This is a genomic window from Arthrobacter parietis (assembly GCF_039530425.1).
In the GTDB taxonomy this organism is placed as follows: domain Bacteria; phylum Actinomycetota; class Actinomycetes; order Actinomycetales; family Micrococcaceae; genus Arthrobacter_D; species Arthrobacter_D parietis.
Genome location: NZ_BAAAON010000010.1, coordinates 277,434 through 294,972 on the forward strand (window position 1 = coordinate 277,434; position 17,539 = coordinate 294,972).

Sequence of the window (17,539 nt, forward strand, 5' to 3'; positions counted from 1 at the left end):
TCCCGTGGTGAACTCATTCCGACCACCAGTACCTATTGGATAAATATGTGCACCAGTGAATAGGTTTGCTGTACGATGAATCGCATGAATATTTCCGTCGCGGTATCCGGAGCAAGCGGCTATGCCGGAGGCGAGGTCCTGCGCCTGCTTTCGACCCATCCCGAGGTGAGGATAGGCGCGATCACCGCCCACAGCAGTGCCGGCAGCAGGCTGGGCGAGGTGCAGCCGCACCTGCACTCCCTCGCTGGCCGCATTATTGAGGAAACCAATCCCGCCAACCTCGCCGGGCATGATGTCGTCTTTCTCGCCCTGCCCCACGGAGCCAGCGCCGAGGTGGCCGCACAGCTGCCGCCGGAAGTCCTGGTCATCGACGCCGGAGCTGACCACCGGCTCGAAGACGCCGACGCCTGGCACCGCTTCTACGGCTCCGAGCATGCCGGCACCTGGCCCTATGGACTTCCGGAGCTGCCCGGTGCCCGCGACGCGTTGCGGAACGCCCGCCGCATCGCCGTCCCCGGTTGCTACCCGACCAGCGCACTCTTGGCCCTCACCCCGGGATTCGCTGCGGGGCTGCTCCATCCGGAAGACGTCGTCATTGTGTCTGCCTCCGGTGCCTCCGGCGCCGGCAAGGCGCTGAAATCGCATCTGCTCGGCTCAGAGATGATGGGCGGGATGAGCCCATACGGAGTCGGCGGCAGCCACCGGCACACCCCGGAGGTGGAGCAGGGGCTGGGCTGGGCTGCCGGTGCGCCGGTCACGGTCTCCTTCACACCGACCCTCGCTCCGATGTCACGCGGCATCCTGACGACGGCGACTGCGCGGGTCACACCCGGTACCACCGCTGAGCAGCTGCGTGAGGCGTGGGAAACCGCGTACGACGACGAACCCTTCGTCACGCTGTTGCCGCTTGGTCAGTGGCCCGCCACCAAATCCGTCCTCGGGTCCAACTTTGCGCAGCTCCAGTTGGCTTTCGACGAGCATGCCGGCCGGGTCGTCGTCAGCTGTGCCATCGACAACCTCACCAAGGGGACTGCCGGTGGTGCGGTGCAGTCTATGAACATTGCCCTCGGTCTGCCGGAGATCACGGGCCTCACCGGATCAGGAGTTGCACCATGAGCGTTACCGAACCGCAGGGATTCCGCGCAGCAGGCGTGGCGGCAGGACTGAAGTCGACCGGGGCACGGGATGTCGCCGTCGTCATCAATGATGGTCCGCACCACCAGGCAGCGGCGGTTTTCACCTCCAATCGGGTCGCCGCTGCGCCCGTTCACTGGTCGCGTCAGGTGGTCTCGGACGGGCGGGTGGATGCCGTCGTGCTCAATTCCGGTGGTGCAAACGCCTGCACCGGGCCGCAGGGCTTTCAGAACACGCACCGCACCGCGGAGTTCGCGGCGGAGGCGCTTGGCGTCTCAGCCAGCGATGTCTTCGTCTGTTCCACCGGGCTCATCGGAGAACAGCTGCCCATGGACAAGCTGCTGCCGGGCGTCAACGAGGCAGCCGCACACCTGTCCGACGGCGGCGGCCGGGCTGCGGCCGAGGCAATCATGACCACTGACTCGGTGCCCAAGACCGCAACCTACCCCGCCACGCAGGATGAGCCGAGCGAGGGCTACTCCATCGGCGGAATGGCAAAGGGTGCTGGAATGCTTGCGCCGGGCCTCGCCACCATGCTGGTTGTCCTCACCACTGACGCCGTCCTGGACGCTGCAGTCCTCGATACCGCGCTGCGTGCCGCAACCCGAGTCACCTTTGACCGCGCTGACTCGGACGGTTGCATGTCGACCAACGACACGGTGGTGCTGCTTGCCTCGGGCGCGAGCGGAGTCCGTCCGGATCCGGCCCAGTTCACCGAAGCTCTCACCGGCGTCTGCTCTTCACTGGCTCATCAGCTCATTGAGGATGCGGAAGGAGCGAGCCACACCATCGCGATCCGGACCATCAACGCAGCCACCGAGGAAGACGCCGAAACCGCTGGTCGTGCCGTTGCCCGGTCCAACCTCTTCAAGGCTGCCATTTTCGGCAACGACCCGAACTGGGGCAGGGTCCTGGCGGCCGTCGGCACCACCGACGCCGTTTTCGAGCCCGATCGCCTCGATGTAGCGATCAACGCGGTGCAGATCTGCCGCGACGGCGGAATCGGTGAACCACGGGAACTGGTCGACCTGACCGCCCGCCTGGTCACCGTCGAGATCAACCTCAACGCCGGCTCCGAATCGGCCACAATCTGGACCAATGACCTCACGCACGACTACGTGCATGAAAACTCGGCCTACTCGAGCTGAACTTTTCAGGTGAAGATGCTGCCGCTGCAGACGCCGAGTCGAAGGACAAAATGAACACTCTCAACGCCGCCCAGGACAAGGCGGCAACCCTGATCGAGGCGCTTCCCTGGATCCAGCGGTTCGCCGGCACCACCATGGTCATCAAGTACGGCGGCAACGCCATGGTCAACGATGAGCTGCGCCGTGCCTTCGCCGAGGACATCGTGTTCCTCCACCACGCCGGGGTGCGCCCCGTCGTGGTGCATGGCGGCGGCCCGCAGATCAACGGGATGCTGGACCGGCTTGGCATCACCTCGGAATTCAAGGGCGGCCTGCGCGTCACTACCCCGGAAGCCATGGATGTTGTCCGCATGGTGCTGACCGGCCAGGTGAGCCGTGAACTGGTCGGCCTCATCAACTCCCATGGGCCCTATGCCGTTGGTCTCTCCGGTGAGGACGGCGGCCTGCTCCGGGCCGTCCGGACCGGCACCGTAGTGGACGGCGAGGAAGTTGACCTCGGGCTGGTCGGCGAAGTGGTCGGAGTCAACCCGGCCGCAATCCTCGACATCCTCGAAGCAGGACGCATCCCGGTCATCTCCACCGTGGCACCCGAGACTGACTCCACAGGCAATGGAACGGGACAGGTCCTCAACGTCAATGCCGACACCGCCGCTGCGGCGCTCGCCGAAGCGCTCGGTGCGTCGAAGCTCGTCATCCTTACCGACGTCGAAGGTCTCTACTCCAACTGGCCGGACCGCACGAGCCTGATTTCTTCACTGACGGCTGCCGATCTGCGAGGCCTCCTGCCCGAACTGGAATCGGGGATGATTCCCAAGATGACCGCCTGCCTCAAGGCCGTTGACGGGGGAGTGGAGCGGGCGCACATCGTCGACGGACGACTGCCGCACTCAATGCTGCTTGAGATTTTCACGGCCGCTGGAATAGGCACACAGGTAGTGCCGGACGAGGACGAAGCACTGTGACCAAGGAAACCGCCCTCGAATCCGCATCGGCAGCGGCGCTCATTGACCCTGCACAGGGGAAAGAATGGCTGCAGCGCTATTCGAACGCCGTGCTGGGTGTTTTCGGCACGCCGCAGCGCGTTCTGGTGCGCGGAGCTGGCTGCCACGTCTGGGATGCCGACGGCAAGCAGTACCTCGACCTCCTCGGCGGAATCGCCGTCAACGCGCTGGGCCACGCCCACCCCTTCGTCACGTCGGTGATTTCCTCCCAGCTGGCCACCCTCGGGCATGTCTCGAACTTCTTCACCAGCCCCACGCAGGTGGCGCTCGCCGAGAAGCTCCTGTCCCTGTCCGGTGCCGGCGAAGGATCGAAGGTGTTTTTCGCGAACTCCGGCACCGAGGCCGTCGAGGCAGCCTTCAAGCTCGCCCGCCGCAACAGCGCCGGCGGACGCAAGCGCATTCTCGCGCTTGCTGGCGGCTTCCACGGCCGCACCATGGGCGCTCTCGCCCTCACCGCGAAGCAGGCGTACCGCGAGCCGTTCGAACCGCTGCCCGGCGGCGTCGAGCATCTGCCGTTCAATGACACCGCGGCGCTGGAGGCAGCGCTCGATGAGTCTGTTGCCGCCGTCGTCCTCGAACCTATCCAGGGCGAGGCGGGCGTGCGCCCGCTCAGCATCGACTACCTGCGCAAGGCACGTGAACTGACCAGTGAAGTCGGCGCGTTGCTCATCCTGGACGAGGTACAGACCGGCGTGGGCCGCACCGGGCGCTGGTTCGCGCACCAGGCAAGCGGTATCACCCCTGATGCCATGACCCTGGCCAAAGGACTGGGCGGCGGTTTCCCCATCGGTGCGCTGGTGACATTCGGTAGTGAGGTGTCCTCGCTGCTCACGCCGGGCCAGCACGGAACGACCTTCGGCGGGAATCCAGTCGCGACGGCCGCTGCGCTGGCCACCCTGCACGCGCTTGAGGCGGGTTCGGTGCTGCAGAACGCGAACGACGTCGGCAGCTACCTTCGCAGCAAGCTGGCCGGCGTGAGCGGCGTGAGCGAGGTCCGCGGAGAGGGCGTGCTGATCGGTTTCGACCTCGACGGCGACTACGCCCCGGACGCCGTCACGGAGGCCCTCACCCAGGGGTTCATCATCAACGCGCCCACGCCGCACACACTCCGGCTCGCGCCGCCGCTGATCCTGACGCGCACCCAGGCACAGAGCTTCCTCAATGCACTGCCGGCGATCCTCGAGACGGCACGAAACTGCGGTGCAGCCGGAAACAACGCAGCCGGAAACAACGCAGCCCAGACCACGGAGGCATCCGAATGACCCGCCACTTCCTACTCGACACCGACCTCACCCAGGCTGAACAAAACGAGGTCCTCGACCTCGCGCTTGAACTGAAGAAGGCACCGTACTCGAACCCCGCCTATGCCGGTGATGGCTCGGGACGCAAGACCGTCGCCGTGATCTTCGACAAGACCTCCACCCGGACCCGCGTGTCCTTTGCCACGGGGATCGCGGACCTCGGCGGGGTGCCGCTCATCATCGGTGCGGGCGAGTCGCAGCTCGGTCACAAGGAATCCATCGCTGACACGGCCAGGGTCCTTGAACGGATGGTCTCCACCATCGTCTGGCGCACCTATGCGCAGGCCGGGCTCGAGGAGATGGCCGAGGCATCCTCCGTGCCCGTCATCAACGCGCTCTCCGATGACTATCACCCGTGCCAGCTGCTCGCCGACCTGCTGACCGTCCGGGAACACAAGGGCGCGCTGGCAGGCCTCACGCTCGCTTACTTCGGTGATGCCGCGAACAACATGGCGAACTCTTACCTGCTTGCCGGGGTCACCGCCGGTATGCACGTACGCATCGCGGGTCCCGAGGGCTACCTGCCGGAACAACACATTGTCGACGCCGCCAACAAGCGCGCCGCGGAAACCGGCGGCTCGGTGCTGATCACCCCGGATGCAGGCGAGGCGGCAACCGGGGCCGATGTCCTTGCCACCGACACCTGGGTATCCATGGGGCAGGAGATCGAGGACGACGCCGCGAAGACTGCGAGATTCGAGCTGTTCCGTCCGTACGCCCTTGATGAGGCGCTGCTGGCGCAGGCGGCGGCCGACGCCGTCGTCCTCCACTGCCTGCCGGCTTATCGCGGCTACGAGATTTCCGCCGCGGTCATCGACGGGCCGCAGTCTGTTGTGTGGGACGAGGCGGAGAACCGGCTGCATGCGCAGAAGGCGCTCATGGTGTGGCTCATGGAGCGCTCGTGACTACTGCGGCGTCACCAGGTCAATCGGCCGGCCAGCCTCCTGGTCAGCCGACAGGTCAGCCAACGACGAAGATCGCCCGCCAGGCCCGGATCACTGCCCTGCTCACCGCACAGTCGGTGCGGTCCCAGTCTGAACTGGCCGAACTGCTGGCGGATGCCGGTCTACAGGTGGCGCAGGCCACGCTGTCCCGTGACCTCGTCGAGCTGGGAGCCGTGCGCGTCCGTGGTAAGGACGGCGCACTGGTGTACGCCGTGCCCGGTGAAGGCGGCGGGCGGGCACCGCAGAGCGGCGTCACGCAGGAAATCCTGGACAGCAGGTTGTCCCGGCTGTGCGGGGAGCTCCTCGTGACGGCCGAGGCATCCGGGAACCTGGTGGTCCTGCGTACGCCGCCGGGAGCCGCGAACTTCCTGGCGCTGGCCATCGACCATTCGGTCATGCCGTCGGTGCTCGGTACGATCGCCGGAGACGACACGATTATGCTGGTCAGCCGCGATCCTTCCGGCGGCGCCGAGGTGGCTGCCCGATTCCTGCAGTTCGCGCACGAAGCGTCCTGAACACCAGATTTTCTCCACATCACCGAAATACCCCAACACACAAGAGGAGCTACCCAAGTGACTGAACGCATTGTCCTCGCCTACTCAGGCGGACTGGATACGTCGGTGGCCATCGGCTGGATCGCCGAGGCAACCGGAGCAGAAGTGGTGGCTGTCGCCGTCGACGTCGGACAGGGCGGGGAATCGCTCGAGACCATTCGCCAGCGCGCACTGGGCTGCGGCGCCGTGGAAGCCTACGTCGCGGACGCACGTGACGAGTTCGCCAACGAGTACTGCATGCCCACGCTGCGTGCGAACGCCCTGTACATGGACGCCTATCCGCTGGTCTCCGCCATCTCCCGGCCGGTGATCGTCAAGCACCTCGTCGCCGCGGCGCGTGAGTTCGGCGCCTCCACCGTTGCGCACGGCTGCACCGGCAAGGGTAACGACCAGGTCCGGTTCGAGGTCGGCATCCAGACCCTCGGCCCGGATCTGAAGTGCATCGCACCCGTCCGTGACCTCGCACTCACCCGCGACAAGGCCATCGCCTTCGCTGAGGAAAAAGGCCTGCCGATCGAGACCACCAAGAAGAACCCATTCTCGATCGACCAGAACGTCTGGGGACGCGCCGTCGAAACAGGCTTCCTTGAGGACATCTGGAACGGCCCCACGAAGGATGTCTATGACTACACCGATTCGCCCGAGTTCTCACCGGCGGCCGATGAGGTGGTCGTCTCCTTCCGCGAGGGCATTCCGGTGGCGATTGACGGCCACGCCGTCACGCCGCTGCAGGCCATCGAGGAACTGAACCGCCGCGCGGGCGCACAGGGCGTAGGCCGGATCGACATTGTCGAAGACCGCCTGGTGGGTATCAAGAGCCGCGAGATTTACGAGGCGCCCGGAGCCATGGCCCTGATCACCGCCCACCGCGAACTGGAGAACGTCACGGTTGAACGCGAGCAGGCCCGGTTCAAGAAGACCGTTGACCAGCGCTGGACCGAGCTGGTGTATGACGGCCAGTGGTTCTCCCCGCTGAAGCGCTCGCTGGAAACCTTCATCGACGATACCCAGCGCCACGTGTCCGGCGACGTGCGGATGGAGCTGCACGGCGGGCGGGCAACCGTCACCGGCCGCCGCTCCGACGTCGGGCTGTACGACTTCAACCTGGCCACCTATGACACCGGTGACACTTTTGACCAGTCGATGGCCCGTGGCTTCATCGAAATCTTCGGGCTGTCCTCCAAGGTGGCCTCAGGCCGCGATCAGCGCGCAGGAAGCTGAACGGTGACGGAGGCACACGGTACTGCCGCACACGGGACGAACGAAGGGTCGCTATGGGGCGGCCGGTTTTCCGGCGGTCCCGCGGACGCCCTCGCGGCGCTGAGCAAGTCGACGCATTTCGACTGGCGGCTCGCCCGTCATGACATCGCCGGCTCACGTGCGCACGCCCGCGTCCTTCACCGTGCCGGCCTGCTCGACGACGCCGAGCTGGCCGGCATGCTGGCCGCCCTGGACACGCTCGACGACGACGTCCGCACGGGCGCGTACGTGCCGGCGGACTCCGACGAGGACGTGCACGGTTCGCTTGAGCGGGGCCTGATTGAGCGGGCGGGGCCGGCCCTCGGCGGCAAGCTCCGTGCCGGCCGCTCCCGCAACGACCAGGTGGCCACGCTCGGCCGGATGTACCTGCGGGAACACGCCCGCATCATTGCCGGCGGCGTCCTCGCCACGATTGACGCACTGGTGGAACAGGCTCAGGAGCACCTGGAGGTGCCGATGCCGGGCCGTACCCACCTTCAGCACGCGCAGCCGGTGCTCCTGAGCCACCACCTGCTCGCCCACGCCTGGGCTCTGCTGCGCGATGTGCAGCGGCTCCAGGATTGGGACCGCCGGGCGGCGGTCTCGCCGTACGGCTCAGGCGCGCTGGCGGGATCGTCGCTCGGTCTTGACCCGGAGGCGGTCGCTGCCGAGCTGGGGTTCGAGTCGGCGACGCATAATTCGATCGACGGCACTGCGTCGCGGGACGTGTATGCGGAGTTTGCCTGGGTGGCCTCAATGATCGGAGTTGACCTCTCGCGCATCAGCGAAGAGGTCATCATCTGGGCAACCAAGGAATTCTCCTTCGTCACGCTGCATGACTCCTTCTCCACCGGCTCATCGATCATGCCGCAGAAGAAGAACCCCGATGTGGCCGAGCTTGCCCGCGGCAAGGCAGGCCGGCTCATCGGTAACCTGACCGGGTTGCTGGCCACGCTCAAGGGGCTGCCGCTGGCGTACAACAGGGATCTGCAGGAGGACAAGGAGCCGGTGTTCGACGCCGTCGACACCCTCGAGGTGCTGTTGCCTGCCGTCTCGGGCATGATCGCGACGCTGACGTTCCACACCGAACGGATGGCCTCGCTTGCGCCGCTCGGATTCGCTCTCGCCACGGACGTGGCTGAGTGGCTGGTTCGCCAGGGTGTGCCGTTCCGGGAGGCGCATGAGCTCTCCGGCGAAGCGGTCAAGCTGGCTGAAAGCCGCGGCGTCGAACTGTGGGACCTGACCGACGCGGACTACGCCGGCATTTCCGCGCAGCTGACGCCGGGTGTCCGGGAGGTACTGACCGTCGAAGGGTCGCTGAACAGCCGCGACTCACAGGGCGGAACCGCCCCGGCTGCAGTACGCCGCCAGCTGGATGAACTGGCCGAGCAGGTGGCGCAGGCGCGATCGGCGCCGGCGTTGTCCTAGCTCCAGATACAGGCACAGCGCTGGAAGTTGCGGGTATCCTCGGGACAAACCACCCGATCCCGATCCCGAGGATGTCCGTGAACACGTCGCAGCCGGAAGCACCCCAGCACGATCCCCGGAGACTTCCGGGACTCCTTGCCGACGCGGGCCGGGAACTGCTGGCAACAGCGGCCGGGCTCAGCGACGTCGCCCTCGCGGAACCGTCGGACCTCCCGGGCTGGAATCGCGCCTTCGTCATCGCCCACGTCGAGGGCGTGTGCCGGGCGATGACGCGTCAGCTCGAATTCGCCGCCCGCGGTGAAACCGTCGATTTTTACGACGACGGGCCCGACGGCCGCAACCGGGACATCGAGCGGCGGGCACAGCGCGCTGCAGAAGAGCAACTTAACACCCTGACCGACGCCGTCAGCACCGCCGTGGCGGTGTTTGCCGGCGTGACCGGCAGCGAGTGGGACAGTCGTATTTCCTACCGGGACGGCACCGTACGCGACGGCGCGCTCGCGCTCTGGCGGGAATTGGTCATTCACGCCTCCGATTTCGGCCTCCGACGCACCTCCCTCGACTGGGACAGCGCCTTCTGCCACTACCTTTTCGAATTCCTCACAGCACGGGTCCCCGCAGGCACGGCACTCAAGCTTCAGCCGCTGGGGGAGCAACCACGCACCCTCCTCAACGGTTCGGGAACCCCCGCACGCACTGTCGTCGTCACCGGCCTCCTGCAGGACATCGCCGCCTGGCTGGCAGGTCGGAAACCGCTGGGCGGGCTGAACGCGACCGCCGCGGCGGACGGCGTTGACCTTCCCGAGCTCCTTCCCTGGCCGTCAGCCATGGCGCCGCGTGGCTGAGGACTACGCTGCATGTCGCGGCGTCTGAAAGATTCGGATCTGCGCCGCGCAACTCTTATCAGGCGCACGGCACTGCGCTAAGTTGGGAAGCACGCGAGCAGAATTACCGCAGGTTCAGGACGAGGTAAAGGCAGACGCCATGACGTCGGATGTTGATCGATCAGCGGCTCATCCCGTGGTGCCGCGTGGCCGCATCGAGCGTTTGAGCGGCGGCTACGTGCTCGCCTTCGACCGCCAGTTCGATTACCCGCGCTCATACATCTGGAACCTGCTGACGGACCCGGGCAAGGTGCGCCTATGGCTGGGAGAACTGGCCGGCCACTGGGAACTGGGGAAGGAATACTCGCTGGATATGGGTGGCGGAGTCACCACGGGTACGGTATTGCAGCTCAATCCGCCCACCAGTCTCCAGATCACCTGGGATGATGCACTGGGTCTCGAATCGATCCTTGAATGGCGCGTGCTTGAGTGCAGCGGCGGCGCCCTGCTGCAGCTGCGCGCACGCTCCGAGACACCGGACTTCCTGACCGAGGGAGCCGCCGGCTGGCAACAGATCCTCGCCGCGCTGGAGGACGTCGCCGCCGGCAGGGAACCGGCGCCCGATGGAGGTTGGGCGGCCCTGCGGGACGCCTATGCCGAAGAGTTCAACGTGTCCAACACCATGGGGTGGGTGGAAACGGACGACGGCGTCACCATGGTCCATTTCGACCGTCGCCTCCCTTCCACCCTGCCGCTCGTAAAGGATGCGCTCACTGCGGATCCCGAACAACAGCCGAGGGTTGAGCAGGCTGAGGTCGATTTCACTGCGGACGGCGGCAGTACCCGGGTGGCCGTCCGGCACGTTGTGGAGGGCCAGGACGAAGCTCCCGCCCTGCTGGCTCAGTGGCACGCCCATCTGGATGCTGTCGCGGTGTCGGTGGACGGCGACCAGCCGCATACCAGCATGCGCAAGTTGCACGCGCTCGAAGATTTCTACCGTGCAACGCTTACCGGGTCAGCGGACTGAGAGGCTGTTTTCTCGCGGGCCAGCAGGCTGGTCTTGACGGCAACGCCCCAGCGGAAGCCGCCGAGACTGCCGTCCGTCCGGATCACTCGATGGCACGGAACAAACAGCGCAGCAGCGTTGAAGGCGCAGGCTCCGGCGGCGGCACGGATGGCGGCGGGCCGGCCGGCCAGCCGGGCATACTCCGAATAGGTCACCGGCCTTCCGGGGGCAACAGTGCGCAGCACGTCCCAGGCGTGGTTACGGAAAGGTCCTGACAACTGATGCACCCGTACCCTCTCGATGGCGGCGAGGTCGCCGTCGTAATAGGCTGACACGGCGTCCGTGATGGACGCGAGACTTCGTACAGACTGAACAGGTTCCGCCCTGAGGGTTGGGTGAATCTGACCCGTCAACTCGGAGAGCTCAGCGGTCCAGCCGGAGGCCAGGACTGCACCGTCCCGTTCCACGACCGTAAACGGCCCGTCGGGAGTGGGAACGGTGGTGGTCTGGGTGGTCATGATGCCAGCGCCTTTCTAGGGGTATCGGTTGCTGCCTGGGTTTGTGATTGCTGATCAGCGGCGAGCGGTTTCTCGGAGGCGAGGCGCCAGAGGTGCATGGTCGCGTAGGAACGCCAGGGACTGAACTGTTCACACCAGGCGGTTGTTTCCCGCGGATCGGCGGTGCGTCCGGATAACCGGGCGAAACCTGTGCGGACCGCGGCGTCGTTGTCCAGATGGATATCTGTAGCACCAAGTACCCGCATGGCGGCGTAGCGGACAGTCCACGGCCCGATTCCCGGCAGCGGCAGGAGCTTCTCCGCCAGTTCACCGGGTGTGTCAGCCACGCCGATCCTCAGGCTGCCGTCGGCCAGGGCCGCTGAGACGGCCAGCAGACTCGAGCGGCGGCGCGCCGGTCCCTTCAGCAGCGTGCCCGCCCCATCGGCCAGGGCAGCAGCGGTGGGGAACAGACGGGAATGACCGGGACGGCCGAGCCTGGAGGGCTCGCCCAGCACGCTGAGAGTGTCCAGGATACCGGTGGCGGCCGCTACGGTGATCTGCTGGCCAACCATGGCGCGGATCAGGATCTCCTGCGGATCCACCGCACCCGGCAGGCGGATCCCCGGATATTGCTGCACGCGGGTTTCCAGGACCGGGTCTGCCGAGAGGACATCGTCGATGGCCGCGGGATCAGCGTCCAGATCGAACAGGCGTCGGATGCGGGACAGCAGGACGGGCAGGTCCTTCAACTGCTCCACCGTCACGGAGACATCGAGTCCGCGCGGTCCTGGTTCGGCCTTGAACCAGCCCTCGCCGCCGGGCAGGCGCAGCAGGCGGGCATAGCTTGCCGGATCACCCTGCTCAACACCGTTGACGGCGCGGGCGCGCAGGAAGGAGAAGATGCCGTCGTCGTAGGGCATGCGCGCGGGCAGTGTCAGGCTGAGGGACGTCGGGGAGCCGGCCGCCGTCGATGCATGGGAAAGAGTACGGCTGCGGTGCCGCAGCTGCGAGGGGGAGAGGTCGTAGATCTCCTGGACCGTCTCATTGAACTGGCGGATGCTGTTGAACCCGGAGGCGAAGGCTACGTCGGAAAGCGCCAGATCGGTGGCGGTGAGCAGTGTCCGCGCCGTTTGTGCTCGGGTGGCGCGCGCGAGCGCGAGCGGGCCGGCACCCAGCTCGTGGTGGAGGATCCGGCCAAGCTGGCGGGTTGAGTAGCCGAGCCGCAGCGCCAGCCCCGGAACGCCGACGCGGTCAATCTCGCCGTCGGAAATCAGCCTCATTGCCCGCGCAGCGACATCCGAGCGCAGGTTCCACGCTGGCGTACCGGGTACCGCTTCAGGCAGGCATCGCTTGCAGGCACGGTATCCGGCCTCGTGCGCCGCCGCAGAGGTCGGATAAAAGCTGACGTTGGCCGGCTTCGGAGTGCGTGCAGGGCAGGACGGGCGGCAGTAGATCTTCGTCGTCGCCACCGCGGTGACAAATTGCCCGTCGAACCGGGTGTCCCGCGATTCGATCGCCCGGTACTGCTGCCAGAAATCCATGAGTCCATCCTCGCAGGCGGACGGGTGCGCTGCTAGCGGAAATCGGACATGACCGTGCAGGCTGAGTCCCTGCGTCTTGATACGGTCTTTTCGTGGATCCAGCTCTCCAGCGCACCCGGCTTGCGCACCCGGCCATCGAGGTTGCACCGCTCCTGCTTGGCGCGCACCTGACCCATGACGACGGCGCGGAGCCGGTCACGGTGCGCATCACCGAGGTGGAAGCCTATATGGGGTCAGAAGACCCGGGCTCCCATGCATTCCGCGGACAGACGGCCCGTAACGCGACCATGTTCGGTGAAGCGGGGCACCTGTACGTGTACTTCACCTATGGCATGCACTATTGCGCCAACGTGGTCTGTGGGTGGCCAGGCAATGCCACCGGACTGCTCCTGCGCGCAGGGGAGATCGTCGGCGGAGTGGACGCGGCCCGGCGCCGTCGGGGCAACCCTCGCCTGGACCGGGACCTTGCGCGCGGTCCGGCGCGCCTGGCGCAGGCCCTCGGGATCGACCGGGAGCTGGACGGAACGGATGTTTTCTCTGACCGGCTCCAGCTCACTTTGCCGGACCATCCTGCAGACCCCCTGCGTCTTCAGACGGGCCCGCGCGTCGGCGTGAGTGGACCCGGCGGATCACCGGCCTACCCCTGGCGCTACTGGTTGGCCGGGGACCCGAGCGTCTCCGTGTACCGGCCGGCCGCCAAGCCCCGAGGCGCCCGGAGGGCGGCTGATCCCGCACGGAGAACCGCATCGGGCGAAACATCCGGCAGCGTGCACAGCGGCATAAAGGAAATTCGCACCGAAGGGGGATAGAATTGACGGTCCGCCTTGGCGAGAGGGAAACGCGCAATGCATGAAATGTCAGTAGCCCGGAACGAGCTGGACCACGAGCGGGGTTATGTGGCCGGCCTGTATCAACGGCTTGATGAACTGCGGGCCGAAAAGCAGCGCCAGCTCGATCAGGTGCGCCGGACAACATCGGCCGGATCACATCAGAACCGGTCCGAGCGCGATGCGTTCGCCACCATGTACGAGGACCGCCTCGCCCAGTTGAATGCGGTCGATGACCGGTTGGTGTTCGGGCGTCTCGATCTGGACAGCGGTGATGAGCGCTACATCGGCCGCATCGGTCTGTCCTCCGAGGATCTGCAGCAGCTCATGGTGGACTGGCGTGCACCGGAAGCGGGTACCTTCTACCAGGCCACGGCTTTCGAGCGGATGGGCGTCCGCCGCCGTCGTCACCTGATCCTTTCCCAACGGGACGTCGTCGCTGTGGAAGATGATGTCCTCGACGCTTCCATGCTTACTGACGCCGACTCGCTGCAGGGGGAGGGAGCGCTGCTGGCCGCGCTGAATTCGCGGCGCACCGGGCAGATGTCGGACATCGTCGGAACTATCCAGTCCGAGCAGGACCGCATCATCCGCGCGCCGCTTCCGGGCGTCGTCGTCGTACAGGGCGGTCCGGGTACAGGCAAGACGGCCGTCGCCCTGCACCGGGCTGCCTACCTGCTGTACACACACCGGGAGCGGCTCAAATCTGCCGGAGTGCTGCTGGTCGGTCCTACCAATGCCTTCATGAAGTACATCGAGCGCGTGCTGCCCTCGCTGGGTGAAACCGGGGTGGTGATGGCGAGCATCGGCAGCCTGATGCCGGGGATTCAGGCTGTTCAGGAGCAGTCAGAAGAGACGGCAGAGCTCAAGGGCAGGCTGGACATGGCCGGCGTCATCAAGCAGGCTGTGGCCAACCGGCAGCGCATACCGGCTGAGAACCGAAAGCTCAACGTCGAGGGGACCACCCTGATCCTCACTCCCCGGCAGGTCCGCCGGGCGCGGGACCGCGCCCGCGCCACCGGGAAACCGCACAATGAGGCGCGTACTACGTTCGTGAAGATCATGCTGCGCGAGCTCACCGAGCAGCTGACTGAGCAGCTCGAAGAATCCTCGGGTGCCGGAAACACCGCGGACCGCTCCTACCTCACCGAGGACGTACGGACCTCGCGCGATGTGCGGATCGCGCTCAATCTCGCCTGGATGCCCATGACGCCGGAGAAACTCCTGCGGGACCTTTACGCCAAGCCTGCCCAGCTCGAGGCCGCCGCACCCCACTTGAGCGATGCCGAGCTGGAGCTGCTCTACCGAACGGAAGACGCGCCATGGACGGAAGCGGACGTCCCTCTCCTCGATGAGGCTGCGGAACTGCTGGGTGAGCTTGATGCGTCCGCAGGACGCAACGCCGCGGAACAGGAACAGGAACGACGCCGGGACCTAGCCAACGCCGAGCGCGCCCTGGAGAACGTCAGCGGCACACTTGAGGACGCCGGCATTGACGGCATGCTCAGTGCCGAACAACTCGCGGAGCACAATACGGTTGCGGAATCGCGGTTGACGGCTGCCGAGCGTGCATCCGGTGACCGCACATGGGCGTATGGGCACATCGTGGTGGATGAAGCGCAGGAGCTTTCGCCGATGCAGTGGAGGCTGCTCATGCGCAAATGCCCTCTCAAGTCCTTCACGATTGTCGGTGACATTGCCCAAACCAGCTCCATCGCCGGTTCCCACTCGTGGCAGCAGGCACTCGAGCCGTTCGTGGGGGAGCGGTGGCAGCTTGAGGAGCTGACGGTCAACTACCGGACGCCGGCGCAGATTGCCGAGGCGGCAGTACGCATGGCTAATGCCGCAGGCCTCGTCGTGTCTGCCCCGAAGGCGGTCCGCGAAGGGCGGTGGGATCCGGTGATCGACCAGGTTTCGGAGCTCGAACCGGCGTTACTGTCTGCCTTGCCGGAGGAACTGGATGCGATTTCCGATGGTCTTCTTGCCGTCATCGCGCCTGCGCGCATCGTCGAGCAGGTCCGGGCCGCCGTCACGGCGGCGTACGGCAACCGAGTCGGCAGGGGCGCAGGCGGGCTGGGCCAGGACATCGTGGTCACCACACCACGCGAGGCAAAGGGCCTGGAGTTCGACGGCGTAGTGGTCCTGGAACCGGCCGAGATGCTGAAGCAGGAAGCCGTCCGGGTAGGGGACCTGTACGTCGCAATGACCAGGCCGACCCAGCGTCTCCGCCTCATTTCGACGGGCGAAATTCCGGAGGGCATTGAGGGCTGATATTTTGAAGCAGTGCAACAACCTACCGAAGCCGCGCACGCGGCCGTGAACCAGCAGCAAAACGACAGCTCCTTCGAGAACCTCTGGCAGGAGCTGAAGTGGCGCGGGCTGATCCACGTTTCCACTGATGAGGCGGAGTTAGAAAAACTTCTCGCCGGCGCACCCATCACGTACTACTGCGGTTTTGACCCCACGGCTCCGAGCCTGCATCTGGGAAACCTCGTCCAGTTGCTGACAATGCGCCGGCTTCAGCTTGCTGGTCACAGGCCGATTGGCCTGGTCGGTGGATCCACGGGGCTGGTGGGAGACCCCCGGCCGTCCGCTGAGCGCACCATGAACACAAAGGAAACCGTTGCCGAGTGGGTCGGGTACCTACAGGGGCAGGTCCAGCGGTTCCTGAGCTTCGAGGGCGACAACGCTGCCCGGATGGTCAATAACCTTGACTGGACTGCGCCCATGAGCGCAATTGATTTCCTGCGCGAGGTCGGCAAGCACTTCCGCGTCGGCACCATGGTCAAGAAGGAAACAGTTGCCAAGCGTCTGCACTCCGAGGAAGGCATCAGTTACGCGGAGTTCAGCTACCAAGTGCTGCAGGGCATGGATTACCTGCATCTTTTCCGCGACCACCAGTGCGTCCTGCAGACCGGCGGGTCTGATCAGTGGGGCAACCTGACCAGTGGTACGGAACTCATCCGCAAGGTGGAGGGCAAGACTGTCCACGCAATCGGAACCCCCCTGATCACCAACTCGGATGGCACCAAGTTCGGCAAGAGCGAGGGCAATGCCGTTTGGCTGGATTCGGAAATGACCACACCGTATGCGATGTACCAGTTCTGGCTGAACACGTCGGATGCAGATGTCGTCGACCGGTTGAAGGTCTTCACCTTCCGCAGCCGTGCGGACATCGATCAGCTGGCGGAATCCGTGGCCGACCGGCCGCACCTGCGTGAGGCGCAGCGCGCCCTCGCCTTCGACGTCACTTCACTGGTTCACAGCGTCGAGGCAACGAACAAGGTGATTGCTGCCTCTGCGGCACTGTTCGGGCAGGGCGACCTGACCGAGCTGGACGAGGTCACTCTTCGCGCTGCAACCGCTGAGCTGCCAACCGCAAAGGTCGACGGCGGCGGGCTTGGCATCATCGATCTCCTCGTGAGCAGCGGGCTGTCTCCCAGCAATTCCGCAGCCCGCCGAACCGTCGCTGAAGGCGGTGCCTACGTGAACAACGAAAAGGTGTCCGATCCTGACGCCACCGTCGGTCCGCAGCAGCTGTTGCACGGTCGGTTCCTGCTGCTCCGTCGCGGAAAGCGGACACTCGCAACCGTCGAAGTCAGCTAGTTCCCGCAGGTTTCCGGCTCGTCAGAAGGCGATTTGCAAGGGACCCGAAGGCCGTGTAATGTTTTCTGAGTCGCCGCCGCTGAGTGGTGACAAACCCCCTCCTAAAACCGAATGGTTCGGGCATGCGCTGAGCGCGAAAGCCCAAAGCCAGACAGTTTGTGGTGGGCGGATTCGAATTGTTCGGTCGAATTCCGGCAAATAAGCCGATTTGACAGAAACAATTCGGATGAAATAGATTTAGTAACACCGCAGCACGGAAATGTAAATGAAAACTTTACAAATTATGTGAATTGCTTCTGTTGTTTGAGAACTCAATAGTGTGCCATGTTTGTTGATACCGATTGTTTTTTGATTGGTTGATTTGCTGGTCATCTCGCCCTGGTGTGGTGGCTGGTTTTTTGGCTGGTTTCGAATTTTGTGCAGCATGGGCTTCTCTTTTTCCGGGGGGTTTGTGTTGTGTTCGTAGTTTTTTACGGAGAGTTTGATCCT

Annotated in this window: 16 protein-coding genes; 13 read left to right on the forward strand and 3 right to left on the reverse strand. The window is 65.3% G+C overall.

The genetic code is table 11. From position 1 onward, the window contains the following. Nucleotides 1–84: 84 nt before the first annotated feature. From argC to ABFX19_RS16020, 10 genes are all read left to right on the forward strand, one after another. Nucleotides 85–1,116, forward strand: a complete 1,032-nt coding sequence (argC, locus tag ABFX19_RS15975; protein WP_346028904.1) for an N-acetyl-gamma-glutamyl-phosphate reductase — start codon at nt 85–87, stop codon at nt 1,114–1,116. Next, a complete protein-coding gene (gene argJ / locus ABFX19_RS15980; protein WP_277358733.1) occupies nt 1,113–2,282 on the forward strand; it encodes a bifunctional glutamate N-acetyltransferase/amino-acid acetyltransferase ArgJ in 1,170 nt (389 codons plus the stop codon). The genes argC and argJ overlap by 4 nt, the downstream gene beginning before the upstream one ends. A gap of 50 nt (nt 2,283–2,332) precedes the next feature. After that, nucleotides 2,333–3,244, forward strand: coding sequence for an acetylglutamate kinase (gene argB, locus ABFX19_RS15985; RefSeq protein WP_277358732.1), 912 nt, complete (start codon nt 2,333–2,335; stop codon nt 3,242–3,244). Continuing rightward, nucleotides 3,241–4,545 (forward strand): acetylornithine transaminase, encoded by a 1,305-nt coding sequence (locus tag ABFX19_RS15990; RefSeq protein WP_428831061.1) that lies wholly within the window; start codon nt 3,241–3,243, stop codon nt 4,543–4,545. Before argB ends, ABFX19_RS15990 begins: the two co-directional genes overlap by 4 nt. Further along, entirely contained in the window at nt 4,542–5,489 is a 948-nt protein-coding gene (argF, locus tag ABFX19_RS15995) for an ornithine carbamoyltransferase (protein WP_346028905.1), read from the forward strand. Before ABFX19_RS15990 ends, argF begins: the two co-directional genes overlap by 4 nt. Next, nucleotides 5,486–6,043, forward strand: coding sequence for an arginine repressor (locus ABFX19_RS16000; RefSeq protein WP_346028906.1), 558 nt, complete (start codon nt 5,486–5,488; stop codon nt 6,041–6,043). Before argF ends, ABFX19_RS16000 begins: the two co-directional genes overlap by 4 nt. 57 nt (nt 6,044–6,100) lie before the next feature. Then, nucleotides 6,101–7,303: an argininosuccinate synthase gene (locus ABFX19_RS16005; protein ID WP_346028907.1), complete on the forward strand. Its 1,203-nt coding sequence runs from the start codon at nt 6,101–6,103 to the stop codon at nt 7,301–7,303. A 3-nt stretch (nt 7,304–7,306) separates the two neighbouring features. Further along, entirely contained in the window at nt 7,307–8,749 is a 1,443-nt protein-coding gene (argH, locus tag ABFX19_RS16010) for an argininosuccinate lyase (protein ID WP_346028908.1), read from the forward strand. A gap of 77 nt (nt 8,750–8,826) precedes the next feature. Continuing rightward, the gene (locus ABFX19_RS16015; protein WP_346028909.1) at nt 8,827–9,594 is read left to right on the forward strand and encodes a maleylpyruvate isomerase family mycothiol-dependent enzyme; all 768 of its coding nucleotides are present in this window, start codon (nt 8,827–8,829) and stop codon (nt 9,592–9,594) included. 139 nt (nt 9,595–9,733) lie between these two features. Continuing rightward, nucleotides 9,734–10,600, forward strand: coding sequence for an SRPBCC domain-containing protein (locus ABFX19_RS16020; protein WP_346028910.1), 867 nt, complete (start codon nt 9,734–9,736; stop codon nt 10,598–10,600). On the opposite strand, the gene ABFX19_RS16025 is transcribed toward ABFX19_RS16020, so the two are convergent. Both ABFX19_RS16025 and ABFX19_RS16030 read right to left on the reverse strand, forming a co-directional pair. Continuing rightward, entirely contained in the window at nt 10,567–11,097 is a 531-nt protein-coding gene (locus tag ABFX19_RS16025; protein WP_056548402.1) for a methylated-DNA--[protein]-cysteine S-methyltransferase, read from the reverse strand. The genes ABFX19_RS16020 and ABFX19_RS16025 overlap by 34 nt on opposite strands. Beyond that, the gene (locus tag ABFX19_RS16030; protein WP_346028911.1) at nt 11,094–12,617 is read right to left on the reverse strand and encodes an AlkA N-terminal domain-containing protein; all 1,524 of its coding nucleotides are present in this window, start codon (nt 12,615–12,617) and stop codon (nt 11,094–11,096) included. The genes ABFX19_RS16025 and ABFX19_RS16030 overlap by 4 nt, the downstream gene beginning before the upstream one ends. A 92-nt stretch (nt 12,618–12,709) precedes the next feature. Here ABFX19_RS16030 and ABFX19_RS16035 point away from each other — a divergent pair, with 92 nt between their 5' ends. From ABFX19_RS16035 to tyrS, 3 genes are read left to right on the forward strand one after another with little or no spacing between them, the layout of a single operon-like run. Then, nucleotides 12,710–13,426 (forward strand): DNA-3-methyladenine glycosylase, encoded by a 717-nt coding sequence (locus ABFX19_RS16035; RefSeq protein ID WP_346028912.1) that lies wholly within the window; start codon nt 12,710–12,712, stop codon nt 13,424–13,426. Between the two features lie 36 nt (nt 13,427–13,462). Next, nucleotides 13,463–15,715: an AAA family ATPase gene (locus ABFX19_RS16040; RefSeq protein ID WP_277359908.1), complete on the forward strand. Its 2,253-nt coding sequence runs from the start codon at nt 13,463–13,465 to the stop codon at nt 15,713–15,715. A 12-nt stretch (nt 15,716–15,727) separates the two neighbouring features. Continuing rightward, nucleotides 15,728–17,050 (forward strand): tyrosine--tRNA ligase, encoded by a 1,323-nt coding sequence (gene tyrS, locus ABFX19_RS16045; protein ID WP_277359909.1) that lies wholly within the window; start codon nt 15,728–15,730, stop codon nt 17,048–17,050. A gap of 237 nt (nt 17,051–17,287) precedes the next feature. On the opposite strand, the gene ABFX19_RS16050 is transcribed toward tyrS, so the two are convergent. Continuing rightward, nucleotides 17,288–17,539, reverse strand: a 252-nt coding sequence (locus tag ABFX19_RS16050) for a hypothetical protein (protein ID WP_346028913.1), incomplete at its 5' end; no start/stop codon positions are given.